The sequence below is a fragment of the Amycolatopsis australiensis genome, assembly GCF_900119165.1.
Lineage (GTDB): Bacteria > Actinomycetota > Actinomycetes > Mycobacteriales > Pseudonocardiaceae > Amycolatopsis > Amycolatopsis australiensis.
This window is the reverse complement of sequence record NZ_FPJG01000006.1, coordinates 2,277,391-2,292,060: the sequence shown is the minus strand read 5'-3', so window position 1 is coordinate 2,292,060 and position 14,670 is coordinate 2,277,391. Positions and strand designations below refer to the sequence as shown.

16 protein-coding genes are annotated in these 14,670 nt (G+C 70.5%); 6 read left to right on the top strand and 10 right to left on the bottom strand.

The window, feature by feature from the left end; all coding sequences use genetic code 11:
* Positions 1-56: 56 nt before the first annotated feature.
* Positions 57-680, top strand: a complete 624-nt coding sequence (locus tag BT341_RS12280; protein WP_072476413.1) for a Pr6Pr family membrane protein — start codon at positions 57-59, stop codon at positions 678-680.
* Here BT341_RS12280 and BT341_RS12275 read toward each other — a convergent pair.
* A complete protein-coding gene (locus BT341_RS12275; protein ID WP_072476412.1) occupies positions 677-1,891 on the bottom strand; it encodes an NADH:flavin oxidoreductase/NADH oxidase family protein in 1,215 nt (404 codons plus the stop codon). The genes BT341_RS12280 and BT341_RS12275 overlap by 4 nt on opposite strands.
* Before the next feature lie 97 nt (positions 1,892-1,988).
* Between BT341_RS12275 and BT341_RS12270 the strand changes: the two genes are divergently transcribed.
* A complete protein-coding gene (locus tag BT341_RS12270; RefSeq protein WP_072476411.1) occupies positions 1,989-2,612 on the top strand; it encodes an MBL fold metallo-hydrolase in 624 nt (207 codons plus the stop codon).
* On the opposite strand, the gene BT341_RS12265 is transcribed toward BT341_RS12270, so the two are convergent.
* Positions 2,609-3,079: a DUF309 domain-containing protein gene (locus BT341_RS12265; RefSeq protein ID WP_072476410.1), complete on the bottom strand. Its 471-nt coding sequence runs from the start codon at positions 3,077-3,079 to the stop codon at positions 2,609-2,611. The genes BT341_RS12270 and BT341_RS12265 overlap by 4 nt on opposite strands.
* 44 nt (positions 3,080-3,123) lie before the next feature.
* On the opposite strand from BT341_RS12265, the gene guaB1 reads away from it, so the two are divergent.
* Complete coding sequence (gene guaB1 / locus BT341_RS12260; protein ID WP_072476409.1) at positions 3,124-4,563, top strand: GMP reductase; 1,440 nt, start codon at positions 3,124-3,126, stop codon at positions 4,561-4,563.
* 40 nt (positions 4,564-4,603) lie between these two features.
* Here guaB1 and phoH2 read toward each other — a convergent pair whose 3' ends face one another.
* Positions 4,604-5,998: an RNA 5'-3' helicase PhoH2 gene (phoH2, locus tag BT341_RS12255; protein WP_072476408.1), complete on the bottom strand. Its 1,395-nt coding sequence runs from the start codon at positions 5,996-5,998 to the stop codon at positions 4,604-4,606.
* A gap of 607 nt (positions 5,999-6,605) precedes the next feature.
* On the opposite strand from phoH2, the gene BT341_RS12250 reads away from it, so the two are divergent.
* The gene (locus BT341_RS12250) at positions 6,606-6,854 is read left to right on the top strand and encodes a hypothetical protein (RefSeq protein WP_072481913.1); all 249 of its coding nucleotides are present in this window, start codon (positions 6,606-6,608) and stop codon (positions 6,852-6,854) included.
* A 48-nt stretch (positions 6,855-6,902) separates the two neighbouring features.
* On the opposite strand, the gene BT341_RS12245 is transcribed toward BT341_RS12250, so the two are convergent.
* Positions 6,903-7,679 (bottom strand): isoprenyl transferase, encoded by a 777-nt coding sequence (locus BT341_RS12245; RefSeq protein ID WP_072476407.1) that lies wholly within the window; start codon positions 7,677-7,679, stop codon positions 6,903-6,905.
* An 82-nt stretch (positions 7,680-7,761) separates the two neighbouring features.
* Here BT341_RS12245 and trhA point away from each other — a divergent pair, with 82 nt between their 5' ends.
* Positions 7,762-8,439 carry a PAQR family membrane homeostasis protein TrhA gene (trhA, locus tag BT341_RS12240; protein ID WP_177328790.1) on the top strand — a complete coding sequence of 226 codons (678 nt, stop codon included), beginning with the start codon at positions 7,762-7,764 and terminating at the stop codon, positions 8,437-8,439.
* 52 nt (positions 8,440-8,491) lie between these two features.
* Here the strand turns inward: trhA and BT341_RS12235 are convergent, their stop codons facing one another.
* Complete coding sequence (locus tag BT341_RS12235) at positions 8,492-8,965, bottom strand: carboxymuconolactone decarboxylase family protein (RefSeq protein WP_072476405.1); 474 nt, start codon at positions 8,963-8,965, stop codon at positions 8,492-8,494.
* Positions 8,966-9,045: 80 nt separating this feature from the next.
* Positions 9,046-9,204, bottom strand: coding sequence for a hypothetical protein (locus BT341_RS45240; RefSeq protein WP_177328789.1), 159 nt, complete (start codon positions 9,202-9,204; stop codon positions 9,046-9,048).
* Positions 9,205-9,254: 50 nt separating this feature from the next.
* Between BT341_RS45240 and BT341_RS12230 the strand changes: the two genes are divergently transcribed.
* Positions 9,255-10,016: a DUF2382 domain-containing protein gene (locus tag BT341_RS12230; protein WP_072476404.1), complete on the top strand. Its 762-nt coding sequence runs from the start codon at positions 9,255-9,257 to the stop codon at positions 10,014-10,016.
* 46 nt (positions 10,017-10,062) lie between these two features.
* Here BT341_RS12230 and BT341_RS12225 read toward each other — a convergent pair whose 3' ends face one another.
* The 4 genes from BT341_RS12225 to BT341_RS12210 form a co-directional block, all read right to left on the bottom strand.
* Positions 10,063-10,437: a hypothetical protein gene (locus BT341_RS12225; RefSeq protein ID WP_218177728.1), complete on the bottom strand. Its 375-nt coding sequence runs from the start codon at positions 10,435-10,437 to the stop codon at positions 10,063-10,065.
* Positions 10,438-10,585: 148 nt separating this feature from the next.
* On the bottom strand, positions 10,586-12,475 hold the full coding sequence (locus BT341_RS12220) for an acyl-CoA dehydrogenase family protein (protein WP_072476402.1): 1,890 nt from the start codon (positions 12,473-12,475) through the stop codon (positions 10,586-10,588).
* A gap of 80 nt (positions 12,476-12,555) precedes the next feature.
* Complete coding sequence (locus BT341_RS12215) at positions 12,556-13,980, bottom strand: glycoside hydrolase family 28 protein (RefSeq protein ID WP_245804949.1); 1,425 nt, start codon at positions 13,978-13,980, stop codon at positions 12,556-12,558.
* Positions 13,981-14,096: 116 nt separating this feature from the next.
* A complete protein-coding gene (locus BT341_RS12210; RefSeq protein WP_072476401.1) occupies positions 14,097-14,654 on the bottom strand; it encodes a hypothetical protein in 558 nt (185 codons plus the stop codon).
* Between the last annotated feature and the right edge of the window lie 16 nt (positions 14,655-14,670).

The following is a 14,670-nucleotide window of genomic DNA, read 5'->3' as shown; positions in this document are numbered from 1 at the left end:
CCGATCGAGTGGTCCCCGGCCCCCGACATCGTCCACAGTGGAGTTATTCTCCGCGGATGCGCAGCGAGATGCCCACCCGCGCCTGGTTCGCGGTCACCACCCTGGTCGCGCTGACCGGTCTGGTCGCCCAGGTCGTCGCCACCGTGAACACGCCCGGCGCCCGGGTGGCGAACCTGCTCAGCTTCTTCACCATCGACTCGAACCTGCTGGTCGCGCTCACCGCCGCGCTCGTCGCGCTGGGCGTGGCCCGCGGGCGGCTGTTCACCGTCCTCTGGCTCGACGCGCTGGTGGGGATCACCGTGACCGGCATCGTCTACCAGGTCGCCCTCGCCGGCCTCTACGAGCTGCACGGCCTGTCGCTGTTCGCCGACACGGTGCTGCACAAGGTGACGCCGATCCTGTTCGTGCTCGGCTGGCTGCTCGTCGGCCCGCGCGGCGCGCTGACGTGGCCGGCGGTCCGGTGGTCGCTGGTCTACCCGCTGGCCTGGCTGGCGTTCACGCTGCCGCGTGGCGCGCTGACCGGCTTCTACCCGTACCCGTTCGTCGACGCGGGCGCGCTCGGCTACGGCCGGGTGACGCTGAACTGCGTGTTCATCGGGCTGTTCTTCATCGCGCTCGCCGCGGGCGCGCTGCTGTACGACCGCCGGCTCACCCGGCCCGGAACCGCCCAGCCGGGCTAGCCGCGGACGCGGCGGAACGCGTTGAGCCCGTCGGTCAGCCCGGCGCGCACCAGTGTCGGCAGCGCGCCGCGCCGGTCGGCCGGCTTGCCGGCGGCGATCCGGTGCATCTGGCGGGTGTGCCACTGGATCTCCAGCAGGCTGTCGGCCAGCCGGATGCCGGTCTTCGGGCAGAGCCGCTCGGCGCGGACGTCTTCGCCGTCGAGCAGCCGTGCCGGCAGCCGCGGGTCGACGACCAGTGGCCGTCCGAGCCCGATGACGTCCAGCGCGCCTGAGCGCAACGCCTCCGTCATGCCCTCCGGCGTCGCGAAGCCGCCGGTGACCATCAGGGCGACGTCGGACACTTCGCGGGCCTTCGCCGCGTAGCCCAGGAAGTACGCTTCGCGCGCCTGCGTGCTGGCTCGGCTCGAACCCATCATCACGGCTTTCTCATACGTGCCGCCCGAAACTTCCAGCAGGTCCAGCCCGGCTTCGCCGAGTTCGCGCACGACCTCGAGGGACTCGTCCTCGGTGAAGCCGCCACGCTGGAAGTCCGCGCTGTTGAGCTTCACGGCCAGCGGGACGTCGTCGCCGACCGCCGCCCGCACCCGGCGCACGATCTCCAGGAGGAACCGGCGCCGGCGGACGGCGTCGCCGCCCCACTCGTCGGTGCGCAGATTGGTCAGCGGCGAGAGGAACTGCGACACGAGGTAGCCGTGGGCGCCGTGGATCTGGACGCCGTGGAAGCCGGCGTCGACGAACGTCCGCGCGGCCACCGCGAAGCGCTCGACGATCGCTTCGATCTCGTCGCCGGTCAACGCGCGCGGAGCGGCGAAGGCGGTGCGGATGCCGCGATTGCCGAACGGCACGGCGGACGGCGCCACCGGCTCCCGCGAGAGGTATCGCGGGCTCTGCCGGCCAGGGTGGTTGAGCTGGACCCACAACCGCGTATCCGTGCCCTCGGCCGCCCGCGCCCACGCGCGGAAGCCGGCCGGGTCCGCGGTCGCCACGACGTTGCGCGGCTCGCCGAGCGCTGCCGGGTCGACCATGACGTTTCCGGTGATCAGCGCGCCGGCCCCGCCGTGGGCCCAGGTCCGGTACAGCTCGTGCAGCTCCCGCGTCGGCCCGTTGCGGCGATCGCCCAGCTGCTCGCTCAGGGCCGACTTGACCAGGCGGTTCGGCAGCACGGCGCCGCAGCGCAGCTTGAGCGGCTCGGCCAGGAGGTCCCGGGTCATCGCGTCCCCTTTCGAACTTACTCGAAGTAAGGTGACTCGAAAGTAGCATACCGTCGGTATGTCATCTACCGGTCGCATGACCGTTAGGGTCGGCCCCATGACGGCGATCGTGCAGAACCTGGTGACCTCCGGCGTCTTCCGGCTCGACGGCGGCAGCTGGGACGTCGACAACAACGTGTGGATCGTGGGCGACGACACGGCGGTGATCGTGATCGACGCGGCCCACGACGCGAAGGCGATCGAGAACGTCGTCGGCGAGCGGAAGCTGGCCGCGATCGTCTGCACGCACGCGCACAACGACCACGTCAACGCCGCCCCGGAGCTGGCCGAAGCCACGGGCGCGCCGATCCTGCTGCACCCGGACGACCGCGTGCTGTGGGACCAGACCCACCCGGACCGCGCGCCGGACGGCGAGCTGAAGGACGGCCAGACGATCACGGTGGCGGGCACGGGTTTCCGCGTGATCCACACGCCGGGCCACGCCCCGGGCGCGGTCTGCCTGTACGCGGCGGAGCTGGGCGTGCTGTTCACCGGCGACACGCTGTTCCACGGTGGCCCCGGCGCCACCGGCCGGTCCTACTCGGACTACCCGACGATCGTCCGGTCCATCCGCGAGAAGCTGTTCGTCCTGCCGGAAGCGACGAAGGTCCACACCGGCCACGGCGAGGGCACGACGATCGGCGCGGAGAAGGCGGCTTCGAGCGGCTGGGACCAGCCCTAGCCGGCCGTCAGCCGCGGCGGGGACGGCGAGATCCGGACCCGCAGCTGCGCCTCAGCGGCCAGGCTTCGCGCCCACTGTTGCAGCCCGGCGACGTCGATGCCGTGTGGCGGCTCGCCGCGGAACGGCTCGATGTTCGCCGCGCCGCGTTCCAGCAACGACACCGCGCCCACGTTGTTGCCGCGCGCCGCGTGGGTCAGCCCCACCGCCAGCTGCGCCAGGCCGCGCCACAGCTCGCGGTCCGGGCCGTCCGTTGTCTTCCACGCGTCCTCGAAGACCTCGTGCGCGTGGAACGGCTTGCCGTCGTCGAGCAGGCGCTGGGCCTCCGCAAGCGTTTGCGCCGGCGTCCGCTCGATGCCCTCCGGCTGGCGTTCGACGCCGTCGGCGCCGTACGGGAGCGGCCTGCCAAGGCCGTCGCGCGGCCGTGCGTTGCGTGCCCGTCCCTCGGCGTCCCGGTCGCGGCGGCTCATACCCTGAGATCCTGCCACGGGCTCGCCAGGTAGTCTGGTGACTCGTGCGTTTCCTCGACGGCCACCGGCCCGCCCACGACCTGACCTACGACGACGTGTTCCTGCTGCCGAACCGTTCGGACGTGGAGTCCCGCTTCGACGTCGACCTCTCCACCGCCGACGGCACCGGCGCGACCATCCCGATCGTCGTCGCGAACATGACCGCGGTCGCCGGACGGCGGATGGCCGAGACCGTCGCCCGCCGCGGCGGCCTGGTCGTGCTGCCCCAGGATGTGGACAGTCACGCCGTCGCCGAGATCGTCGGCTGGGTGAAGAGCCGGCACACGGTCTGGGACACCCCGCTGGTCCTCACCGGCGGCGACGCGGTCGCCGACGCGCTCAACCTCGTCCACAAGCGGGCCCACGGCGCCGTCGTGGTCGTGGACGGCGAAGGCCGCCCGGTCGGCATCGTCGACGAAGCGTCCTGCGCGGGCGTCGACCGCTTCGCGCGCCTGGCCGACGTCGCACAGCCGGCGAGCGTCGCGGTACCGCTGACCACACCCGCGCGTGAGGTCTTCGAGCTGCTGCACAGCCACGGCGCCAACCTGGCGCTCGGCCTGGACGACAACGGCCGTCTCGCGGGCGTGCTGACCGCCGTCGGGGCTCTCCGCGCGGAGATCTACACCCCGGCCGTCGACGACGCGGGCAAGCTGCGCGTCGCGGCCGCGATCGGTGTCAACGGCGACGTCGCCGCGAAGGCCGACGCCGTCCTCAGCGCGGGCGTCGACGTGCTGGTCGTCGACACCGCGCACGGGCACCAGGAGAAGATGATCGCCGCGCTGAAGGCCGTCCGGTCGGTGTCGCCGAAGGTCCCGGTGGTCGCCGGGAACGTCGTCACCGCCGAGGGCACGCGCGACCTCATCCAGGCCGGCGCGGACGTCGTCAAGGTCGGTGTCGGGCCGGGCGCGATGTGCACCACGCGGATGATGACCGGCGTGGGCCGCCCGCAGTTCTCCGCGGTCGCCGACTGCGCGGCCGCGGCGCGCGAGCTGGGCAAGCACGTCTGGGCCGACGGCGGCGTCCGCCACCCGCGTGACGTCGCGCTGGCGCTGGCCGCCGGAGCGTCGGCGGCGATGGTCGGCTCGTGGTTCGCCGGGACGTACGAATCCCCCGGTGACCTGCGGTTCGACGAGCAGGGCCGGCCGTACAAGGAGTCGTTCGGGATGGCGTCGAAGCGCGCGGTGGGCGCTCGGACGCGCACGGACAACGTGTTCGACCGGGCGCGCAAGGCGCTGTTCGAGGAGGGCATCTCGTCGTCGCGGATGGCCCTCGACCCGCAGCGGCCGGGCGTCGAGGACCTGCTGGACTCGATCGGCTCCGGCGTCCGGTCGTCCTGCACCTACGCGGGCGCGCGCACCCTGGAGGAGTTCCACGAACGCGCCCTGCTGGGCGTCCAGTCGGCGGCCGGGTTCGCCGAGGGCCGCCCGCTGCCCTCGGGCTGGTGACGAGCCGGGGGCGGCGCGGGCGCGCCGCCCCCGGGGCCCGTCAGCCGTGGTCCTCCAGCATCTCGGTGACCAGGGCGGCGATCGGCGAACGCTCCGAGCGCGTCAGCGTGACGTGCGCGAACAGCGGGTGACCCTTCAGCTTCTCGATCACCGCGGAGACGCCGTCGTGCCGTCCGACGCGCAGGTTGTCGCGCTGGGCGACGTCGTGCGTGAGCACCACCCGTGACGCCGTGCCGAGCCGCGAGAGCACCGTGAGCAGCACGTTGCGCTCCAGCGACTGGGCCTCGTCGACGATCACGAACGTGTCGTGCAGCGAGCGGCCGCGGATGTGGGTCAGCGGGAGCACTTCGAGCATGCCGCGGTCGAAGACCTCGTCGAGGACGTCCTGGCTGACCAGCGCGCCGAGCGTGTCGAACACCGCCTGCGCCCACGGCTGCATCTTCTCGCTCTCGGACCCGGGCAGGTAGCCGAGGTCCTGGCCGCCGACCGCGTAGACCGGGCGGAACACCACGACCTTGCGGTGCTGACGGCGTTCCATCACCGCTTCCAGCCCGGCGCACAGTGCGAGCGCCGACTTGCCGGTGCCGGCCCGGCCGCCCAGCGACACGATGCCGACGTCGGAGTCGAGCAGCAGGTCGAGCGCGACGCGCTGCTCCGCGCTGCGGCCGTGCAGCCCGAACGCCTCGCGGTCGCCCCGGACCAGCCGGATGCGCTTGTCCGCCGTGATCCGCCCCAGCGCGCTGGAGGTGCCCGCGAGCAGCCGCAGCCCGGTGTGGCAGGGCAGTTCGGCGAGCTCGTCCATGCCCCATTCGACCGGGTCGACGGTGCTGCCGCCGAACAGCGCGTCCAGCACCTCCTGCTGGACGTCGACGTCGGCCATGCCCGTCCAGCCGGACGGCGTCACTTCCTGCGCGCGGTACTCGTCCGCCTCGAGGCCGACGGCCCCGGCCTTGACCCGCAGCGGGATGTCCTTCGTCACCAGCGTGACCGGCTCGCGTTCCGCCGCCAGGTTGAGCGCGCAGGCGAGGATGCGGTGGTCGTTGGAGTCCGTGCGGAACCCGACCGGGAGGACCGTCGGGTCCGAGTGGTTCAGCTCCACCTGCAGCGTGCCGCCGTGGTCCCCGATCGGGAGCGGCGCGTCGAGCCTGCCGTACTGGCGGCGCAGGTCGTCGAGCATGCGCAGGGATTCCCGGGCGAACCAGCCCAGCTCCGGGTGGTGGCGCTTCGCCTCCAGTTCACTGATGACGACCAGCGGCAGAACGACGGCGTGCTCGGCGAACCGGGTCACCGCCCAGGGGTCCGAAAGAAGGACCGACGTGTCCAGAACAAAGGTGGACCGCTGGGATTCGGGCGAGGTCGAGGCTTTCTCCGGGCCAGGAACGGCACCGGTCGAAGAACGGCCAGAGGCCTTACGGGGTAAACGCTGCGCAGTCACGACGGCATCTCCCTCGAGGGCGTGTGCACCTCACGCCCGCACTCGCTGGGCCGGGCACCTCCCTGGCTGGACCGTTCTCCTGACCTGGGTCAGGTGACGCGGCCGCGAGGGCCGGGTGCCGGCCCCCTCGTGCGTCTCGTGGGCGGCTGAGCCGCCCCCTCGATCACCGTCACGACCAGGGCCTCCCGCGAGGACCCGCACGGAACGCGTGCCCTCATCTCGGAAGGTACCCACGAATGCGGGATCGCGCAGGGAGCCAACACGGTGATTCGCCAGATCGTCACCTCACCGTCGGTCGGCCGACATCGACACACCGTTACGGTCACGGCGAGTGATCGACTCCCCGATCGACGCGCCCCCACCGGAATGATCTTGATGAGAATTGTGACCGGTCGTATTCACAAGATCGACTGAACGGCTTTTACCACGTCCGGTTCTCCGCCGCAGTTTTCCCCACCGGGCCGGGTGAAAGCGCCTGCACAGGGCTCACACAATGGGCTTACTCACCCCTCGGCAGCCCAGGTCAACGAGTAATTTCCTGCCTGCGGGAACACACCACCGGACATCCGGTGCCCGTATTCACCAGTTCTACCTAGGAGTGTGCGAAGTGCTGAAGAAGGCTGGTTTCGTCGCGGCCACCGCCGCGGGTCTCATGATGGTCGGCAGCACCGCGTTCGCCGCGACGGGCGACACGACGGGCACCCCGGACCCGACGTTCGGCGACGCGTACGCGACGTTCATCGAAGGCGGCGGCGCCCTGGGCTATGGTGCGGCCTCCCTGGTCGCGGGCGCCTACACCGGCGTCGCACTGACCCCGGCCCTGGTGCTGCACTCGCTGGAGCACCACCACCACTGAGCCGTCGGCGAAGGGCCCCGGAGTGCGCTCCGGGGCCTTTCGGCGTGTTCAGGCCCCGAACCGGCGGTGCCGCCAGGCGTAGTCACGGATGGCACGCAGGAAGTCGACGCGGCGGAAGGCCGGCCAATACGCCTCGGTGAACCAGAATTCCGAATGCGCGGACTGCCAGAGCAGGAATCCGGAAAGCCGTTGCTCACCGGAAGTGCGGATGATGAGGTCCGGATCCGGCTGCCCGGACGTGTAGAGGTGCTCCGAGATGTGGTCGACGTCGAGGATTTTCGCCAGCTCGTGAATGGACGTGCCTTCGTCGGCGTGCTGGAGCAGCAGCTTGCGCACGGCGTCCGCGATTTCCTGGCGTCCGCCGTAACCCACCGCGACGTTGACCTCCATCCCGGTCCGCCCCTCGGTCCGCGCCGCGGCTTCGCTGAGGCGCTTGGCGACGTCGGCGGGCAGCAGGTCGAGCGCACCGACGATCCGCAGCCGCCAGGGCGTGCCGGGGGCGGCGAGCTCGTCGGTGACGTCGGTGATGATCTTCAGCAGCGGCGTGAGCTCGTCGGGGTCCCGGTTGAGGTTGTCGGTCGAGAGCAGCCACATCGTGACGACCTCGACGTCGGCCTCCTGGCACCAGCTCAGGAAGTCCGCGATCTTCTTCGCCCCGGCGCGGTGGCCGTCCGAAACGTCCGTGAAGCCCGCTTCGCGGGCCCAACGGCGGTTGCCGTCGAGCATGATGGCGATGTGCCGGGGATGCCGGCCGGCCGCCTGCTGGATCAGGCGCCTGCCGTAGGCGCTGTACACGACGTCGGACAAGAAGGAGCGAACACTCACGTCCAGGAAGAGTACGCACCCGGTGTGAGGCGCGTGACTCGCCTTGAGCAGTGCCGGAAAACCTACGGTCCCGTAACCTGGAATGGTGAGCCTGAAGACGGAACCACCCGAGCCCGTAGTGGACCTCCGCCCACGGCTGCGGGGCCACATCCACTTCTGGACGTTCTTCGGCGCCCTGGTGGCGGCGGCGACGCTGATCGCGCTGGCGGCGTCCACAGTGTCCCCGCTCGCGACACTGGCGACCTCGGTCTACGGCCTGACGGTGATGGGCGTGTTCGGCGTGAGCGCGCTGTACCACCGTCACCTGTGGAGCCCCCGCGGGTACAAGTGGATGAAGCGCGCGGACCACTCGATGATCTTCCTGTTCATCGCGGGCACGTACACGCCGTTCACCCTGCTGGCGATGTCCAAGCCGACGGGCTACGTGATCCTGTCGATCGTCTGGGGCGGCGCGATCCTGGGCGTGGCACTGAAGATGCTGTGGCCGCACGCACCCCGCTGGGTGGGGGTGCCGATCTACATAGCGCTGGGCTGGGTGGCGGTGTTCGTCTTCCCGGAGCTGGCAACGCACGCCGGAATCGCGGCGCTGGTGCTGCTGTGCGTCGGCGGGCTGTTCTACACGCTCGGCGCGGTGTTCTATGCCGTGAAATGGCCGAACTACTGGCCCGACACGTTCGGGTACCACGAGTTTTTCCACGCCTGCACCGTTTTGGCGGCGATTTCGCACTACATCGCGATCTGGCTGGCCATGTACGCCTGAGCCGGAAAGGGGCTTCGCTCGCACACCCCCGGCGAACGAAGCCCCACGTACCTCAGCCGAACATTCCCGGCTGGTACTCGCCCGCCGGGTTGCGGACGATCACGTTCAAGCGGTTCCACGCGTTGATCTCCGCGATCAGGCAGACCAGCGCGCCGATCTGGTCCTCGTCGAAGTGCTTGCGGACCTGGGCCCACGTCTCGTCGCTGACTCCCGTGTGGGCGTCCGCCAGGCGGGTTCCCTCCTCGGTCAGCGCCAGGGCCGCGCGCTCCGCCTCCGTGAACACCACCGCTTCGCGCCACGCCGCCACCATCGCCAGGCGGACCGCCGTCTCGCCCGCCGCCGCCGCGTCCTTCGTGTGCATGTCCAGGCACATTCCGCAGCCGTTGATCTGGCTCGCGCGGATCTTCACCAGCTCCTGCGTCGCCTTCGGCAGCGTCGACTCCTCGATCGGGCGGGACGCCGCGATCAGGCGCTTGAAGAACTTCGTCGTGACCTCGTTCTCGAACACGTTGAGACGCGCTTCCATCGCTGTTTCCTTCCGTCGCTTGCTTCACCCCCTTGACGAGGTCCGCGGCGGCGTTGTGACAGCCCGAAATGTGGCGCCGGTCACATATACACCTTCGCGGCATCACCCACGTCTTCGATCACGGCGGCGGCACCCCGCACCACCTGGGCGGCCACCCCGGTCCTCGCCAGCGGGCCGCGCTTCAAACCACCACTTTCCGGGGTCACCCACGGGGACACCACGACGGTTGCCGTGATCACCGGCGCGTCCGACGGTGGCCGTACGGACCCAACGTGCGAAAGGAGCGGCCATGACCATGCAGCCCCAAGAGCTCATCGACAGCGCCGTTGTCGACCCGGCTGGCAACAAGCTCGGGAAGGTCGGCAACGTCTACCTCGCCGACGCCACGCACCAGCCGGAGTGGATCACCGTCAAGACCGGCCTGTTCGGCACCAAGGAGAGCTTTGTCCCGCTCTCCGGCGCGCACACCGACAAGGACGGCGTGCACGTCCAGGTCGACAAGGAAGCCGTCACCGACGCGCCGCGCATCGACGCCGACGGCCACCTGTCTCCGGAGGAGAGCGCGCAGCTCTACCGGCACTACGGCCTGCCGATGCCGCGGACCTCCCCCGACGGGCGGATGGCGGGCCGGACCGGCGAACGGTCGCAGCGCCGCGATCCCGCGATGGGCGGCGGCCGCGGCAAGCCCGAGGCCATGACCCGCTCCGAGGAGCGGCTGAACGTCGGCACCGAGCAGGTCGAAACCGGGCGCGTGCGCCTGCGCAAGTACGTCGTCACCGAAGAGCAGCAGGTCACCGTTCCGGTGCGGCACGAGGAAGTGCGCATCGAACGCGAGCCGATCAAGGACGGCCGGGGCGGGGCCGAGATCGGTGAGGCCGAGCAGGACGTCGTCCTCCACGCCGAGAAACCCGTGGTGCGCAAGGAATCCGTGCCGGTGGAGCGGGCGCGGCTGCGGACCGAGACGGTCACCGACGAGCAGACCGTCTCCGGCAAGGTCCGCAAGGAGCAGTTCGAAGTCACCGACGACGACGGCAAGCGCCGCAGGTCCTGACGGCCCGGGGTGGCCGGCTCCCCGACAGCCGGCCACCCCCTGGGGGTCAGGCCGCGGCAGGCACCCGCGGCAGCGCGGCGACCAGGCGCAGGCCCTTCTTCCGCAGCGAGGGCGGAAGCGGCGGCATCGACAACGTCATGGCCTGGTCCCAGCCGTGGACGAACAGCTCGAACTTCACCAGGAACCCGGACGTCGGCTCGGTGATCGCGACGTGCGTGCGCGGCACGCCGAACAGCGCCTTGCCCGGGCCGCCGGTGTACGGGTCGGCCTCGAAGAACAGCAGCTGACGGTCGGTCAGCAGCAGGTAGAGCTCGCGCTGGGCCGTGAGCGAGAACATCGTCCCACCGCTGAGCACCGCCGTCGCAATGCTCAGCGCGAAGTGCTCACCCATCACCTTCCGCAGCGAGCCCACCTTCGCCATGGCGATCACTTCGGGCGTTTCGCCCGGTTGCAGCATCGGTGCGGCGGTTTCGAGCAAGCGTCTTTCACGGCGTGCGCCCACGGGGAGTCCTTCGGGGAGACGGGAAGCGGACGCGCCACTGTAGACGTCCACCCGAAGGACCGTCCGCTCAGGACCGCAGCATCGGCGCCGCCAGGAACTGCTCCGGGATGGCGAACGCGTCCACCAGCGCCCGCGCGTGCGGCCGCAGCTGGGAGCACAGGCTGTTCACCGCCGCCGTCACGGCCTTCGCGCGCGACGCCGTCAGGCGGCCGTGGCCCAGGAACCACGCCAGATCCTCTTCGATCGCCGACAGCGCGTACAGGTCGCAGACGCGCTCCAGCAGCGTGCGGGCGTCCGGGTCTTCGCACCGCTCGACGGCCGCCGTGAACGCCTCCAGCACCAGCCGCTCCACGTGCACCCGGCCGGCGCGCAGCACGTGGTCCTGCGCCGAGTTGAACACCCCGAACGGGTCGGAGGCCGCCTTGCGCAGACGCTTCGCCACCCCTTCCACGACGTGTTCCTCGCGGTCCTCGAACAGCCGCAGCTGCCACTCGCGGCGGAAGAAAACGTCCGAGTCGGAGCCCACGGTCAGCGACTCGACGGCCTTGCGCGCCGACGTGCGCTCCAGGACCGTGCTGACCACCTGCTCGGCGAAGAATCGCGCCGTCGCCAGCGGCGAAAGGTCCTCGAAGTCGTGCTTGTAGCTGGTCAGCAGGCCCTTCGCGACCAGCTGCAGCAACACCGTGTTGTCGCCTTCGAACGTCGTGAAGACGTCGGTGTCGGCCTTCAGCCCGGGCAGCAGGTTCTCCGACAGGTAGCCCGCGCCACCGCACGCTTCGCGCGCCGCCTGGATCGTCGACGTCGCGTGCCACGTCGCGACCGCCTTCAGCCCGGCGGCCCGCGACTCCAGCTCGCGCTGCTCCTCTTCGGGCGCCGACGAGTCGATGTCGTGCAGCTTCGACACCAGCTCCTCCTGCGCGAAGTGCAGCGCGTACGTCTTCGCCAGCGCCGGCAGGAGCTTCCGCTGGTGGGCCAGGTAGTCGAGGATGACGACCTCGTCGCCGTCCGGCGTCATGAACTGACGCCGTTGCTCGCCGTAGCGGATCGCCAGCGCCAGCGCGCGTTTCGTCGCGCTGCCCGCGCTGCCGGCGACGCTCACCCGGCCGCGGATCAGCGTGCCCAGCATCGTGAAGAACCGGCGGCTGTCGCTCTCGATCGGGCTGGAATACGTCCCGTCCTCGGCGACGTCACCGAAGCGGTTCAACAGGGCCTCGCGGGGAATCCGGACGTGGTCGAAGCTCAACCGTCCGTTGTCGACGCCGTTGAGGCCTGCCTTCGGACCGCAGTCCTCGATGGACACCCCCGGCATCGGGTTGCCTTCCGCGTCGCGGATCGGCACCAGGAACGCGTGCACGCCGCGCGACTCCCCGCCCGTGACGAGCTGGGCGAACACCACCGCCATCCGGCCGTCGCGGGCCGCGTTGCCGATGTATTCCTTCTGCGCCATGGCGTCCGGCGTGTGCACGACGAAGCCACCGTCCACATAGGTCGCCGTCGTGCAGAGGTGCTGGACGTCGGAGCCGTGACCGTGCTCGGTCATCGCGAAGCAGCCGAGCAGGTCGAGGTTCATGATCTCGCGCAGGTACTTCTCGTGGTGCCGCTCGGTGCCCAGCAGCTGGACGGCGCCGCCGAACAGTCCCCATTGGACACCGGCCTTCACCATCAGCGACAGGTCGCCGTAACCGAGCAGCTCGAACGACGTCACCGAGCCGCCGACATCGCCCCCGCCGCCGTAGGCCGGGTCGAAGCCCAGCGCGGGCCGGTCGGTCGCGGCGAGCGCGCGCAGCTGGTCGAGCACCTGGGCGCGGTGGGCCTCGACGTCCAGGTCCACCGGGTCCCGGAACTCCGTGCCGGTCATCTGGGCCCGCACCGCGCGCCGCAGGTCGGCCCAGCGGCCGTCGAGGACGTTGGTCAGCGCGTCCGGATCCACCTTCGAGGGCACTTCGGGGACGTCCACGGCTACCTCCGGAAAGGACGAACGGCAGGCTTCCTACTCGTTGGTAGTAAGCCTGCCGCAGCCGCGCCGATCCCGCAGGTTCAGATCGGCCTGCCGTTGACCGTCACGTTCGTGAACCGGGCGTTGTCCACGTACTTCAGCGTGTTCGAGGTGTCGGACACACCGGCGAACGCGCAGTTCGTCACGGCGAGCCCGTGCACGTGGGCGTTCGGCAGCCCGCTGACGTCGAAGGTCTTGCCCGCGACCTTCGTGCTCGCGCAGTTGCTGATCGTGAACGGCCCGAACGACGGGGCGTAACCGCCGGTCTGGCTGTTGTACGTCGAGGTCACGTACACGAAGGCGCGGGCGAACGTGCCGCTGACGCTGTCCAGGTTGATGTTCTCCGAGAACCCGCCACGCAGCGTGTTCGACTTCACGTACAGCGCGAACTTCGTGTCGCCTTTGACGGTGAGCCGGTACGCGTAGACGTTGCGGATCCCACCGGTCTGCTCGCTGCCGCAGGTGATCGCGCCCCAGTTGCCGTTCATCACGCAGTTGACGACGACCAGGTTCTGGCAGGGCACGTTCACCCGGCGCCCGTCGGCGTCGCGGCCGGACTTGATCGCGATGTTGTCGTCGTGCGCGCCGAGGACGCAGTTCGCGATCACGACGTGGTCGCATGACTCGGGGTCGCAGCCGTCGGTGTTGCTGTGCGCGGTGCTGGGATCGGTGGTGACGCCGTCGACCGTGACGTTGCGGCACAGCGTCGGGTGCAGCTGCCAGAACATCGGGTTCTTGAGCGTCACGCCCTGGATCAGCACGTTCTCGCAGGCGTACGGCTCGACGAACGCCGAGCGCATGGTGTGCCCGGAACCCGGGACGACCCGCTTGTCCGGCGGGGTTCCCTTGGCCACCAGCGTTTCCAGGTAGGCGCGGTCGCTGCCCTTGTTCCACGACGACGTGGCCGCGGCGTCGAGCGTGCCCTTGCCGGTCAGGCCGATGTTCTTCTGCCCGTAGGCGTAGATCATCGGCGAGCGGTTGACGCACTCGATGCCTTCGTAGCGGGTCAGCACGTTCGGGTACTTCGAGGCGTCCCCGCTGAACGTCAGCACCGCGCCCGGCTCCAGGTGCAGGTCGACGTTGCTCTTGAGGTGGATCGCGCCGGTGAGGAAGCTGCCGCCGGAGGGCACGATCACGTGCCCGCCGCCGGCCGCGGCGCAGGCGTCGATCGCCTTCCCGATGGCCGCGGTGTTGTCGGTCTTGCCGTCACTCTTCGCGCCGTAGCCGGTGATGGGGAAGCTGCGGTCCGGGAAGGTGGGGATCGTGGTGTTCGCGACGATGTCGTTCGCCGCCGGCCACGGGAGGACGGGGACGTCGACGCGGTACCGGCGCGCGGGCGGGGCCGGGAGTGCGGGGACCAGTGAGACCGCCAGCGTGCCCTTGATCAGCTGCCGCCGGGTGAACCTGCCGTCCGTGGACGCCTTCCTTCGCGTGAAAGACCCTGTGCGACGGCGGATCCACGGCACGGACCGTGGGCACGACGAACTCTATCGGGTGCCGGCCGCGCGGACCAAGACCGGTCGTGAGTGTGAACAGGGTTAGAACCCTGTTCACACTCACGACCGGCCGCACGGCGGACTCGTCAGGCGAGGTCCGGGCCCTTCGAGCGCAGGTCGTCGACCTTGCTCATCGCCTCCCGCAGCTCGGCCAGCCAGCTGTCCGCGTGCTCGCCGACCAGCCGGACCGCCCAGGCCAGCGCGTCCGACCGCGACCGGGCCACACCCGCGTCGACCAGCGTGTCCAGCACCCGGCGCTCCGGCTGGCGCAGCCGCGTCATCACCGGGACCGAATGCGTCGTGAACAGCGCCTTCGTCCCGCCCAGCCGCGCGCCCCACGCCACCTTGCGCTGGTAGCGGTGCTCGCCCTGGCGCGCGATCTCGATGCGCTCGTCCCGCGTGTCCTCGCGGAACCGGCTGATGCGGCCGTCCTCGGCGGCCGCGCGGGCGGCGTCGTCCGCGTACTCCTCGGTCAGCGGCGGCAGCTCGCCGACCACGATGATCTCGTCGCGGTCGACCGTGACCTCCGGTGCGCCGGTGAACCAGCCGTCGGGCAGCCGCCCGCCGAACCAGGCCGCCGCGTCGTCCGCCGGCGGCACCTCGGCCTGCTGCCAGCCGCGGCCGCCTCGCCATCCCCGTCCCATGTCGCACCTCCGCGAT

Excerpts from the sequence above, each read along its gene's own strand:
- BT341_RS12280 (WP_072476413.1), top strand. The coding sequence starts at position 57 with ATGCGCAGCGAGATGCCCACCCGCGCCTGGTTCGCGGTCACCACCCTG.
- BT341_RS12275 (WP_072476412.1), bottom strand. The coding sequence starts at position 1,891 with ATGACCCGGGACCTCCTGGCCGAGCCGCTCAAGCTGCGCTGCGGCGCC.
- BT341_RS12270 (WP_072476411.1), top strand. The coding sequence starts at position 1,989 with ATGACGGCGATCGTGCAGAACCTGGTGACCTCCGGCGTCTTCCGGCTC.
- BT341_RS12265 (WP_072476410.1), bottom strand. The coding sequence starts at position 3,079 with ATGAGCCGCCGCGACCGGGACGCCGAGGGACGGGCACGCAACGCACGG.
- trhA (WP_177328790.1), top strand. The coding sequence starts at position 7,762 with ATGGTGAGCCTGAAGACGGAACCACCCGAGCCCGTAGTGGACCTCCGC.
- BT341_RS12235 (WP_072476405.1), bottom strand. The coding sequence starts at position 8,965 with ATGGAAGCGCGTCTCAACGTGTTCGAGAACGAGGTCACGACGAAGTTC.
- BT341_RS12230 (WP_072476404.1), top strand. The coding sequence starts at position 9,255 with ATGACCATGCAGCCCCAAGAGCTCATCGACAGCGCCGTTGTCGACCCG.
- BT341_RS12225 (WP_218177728.1), bottom strand. The coding sequence starts at position 10,437 with ATGGCGAAGGTGGGCTCGCTGCGGAAGGTGATGGGTGAGCACTTCGCG.
- BT341_RS12210 (WP_072476401.1), bottom strand. The coding sequence starts at position 14,654 with ATGGGACGGGGATGGCGAGGCGGCCGCGGCTGGCAGCAGGCCGAGGTG.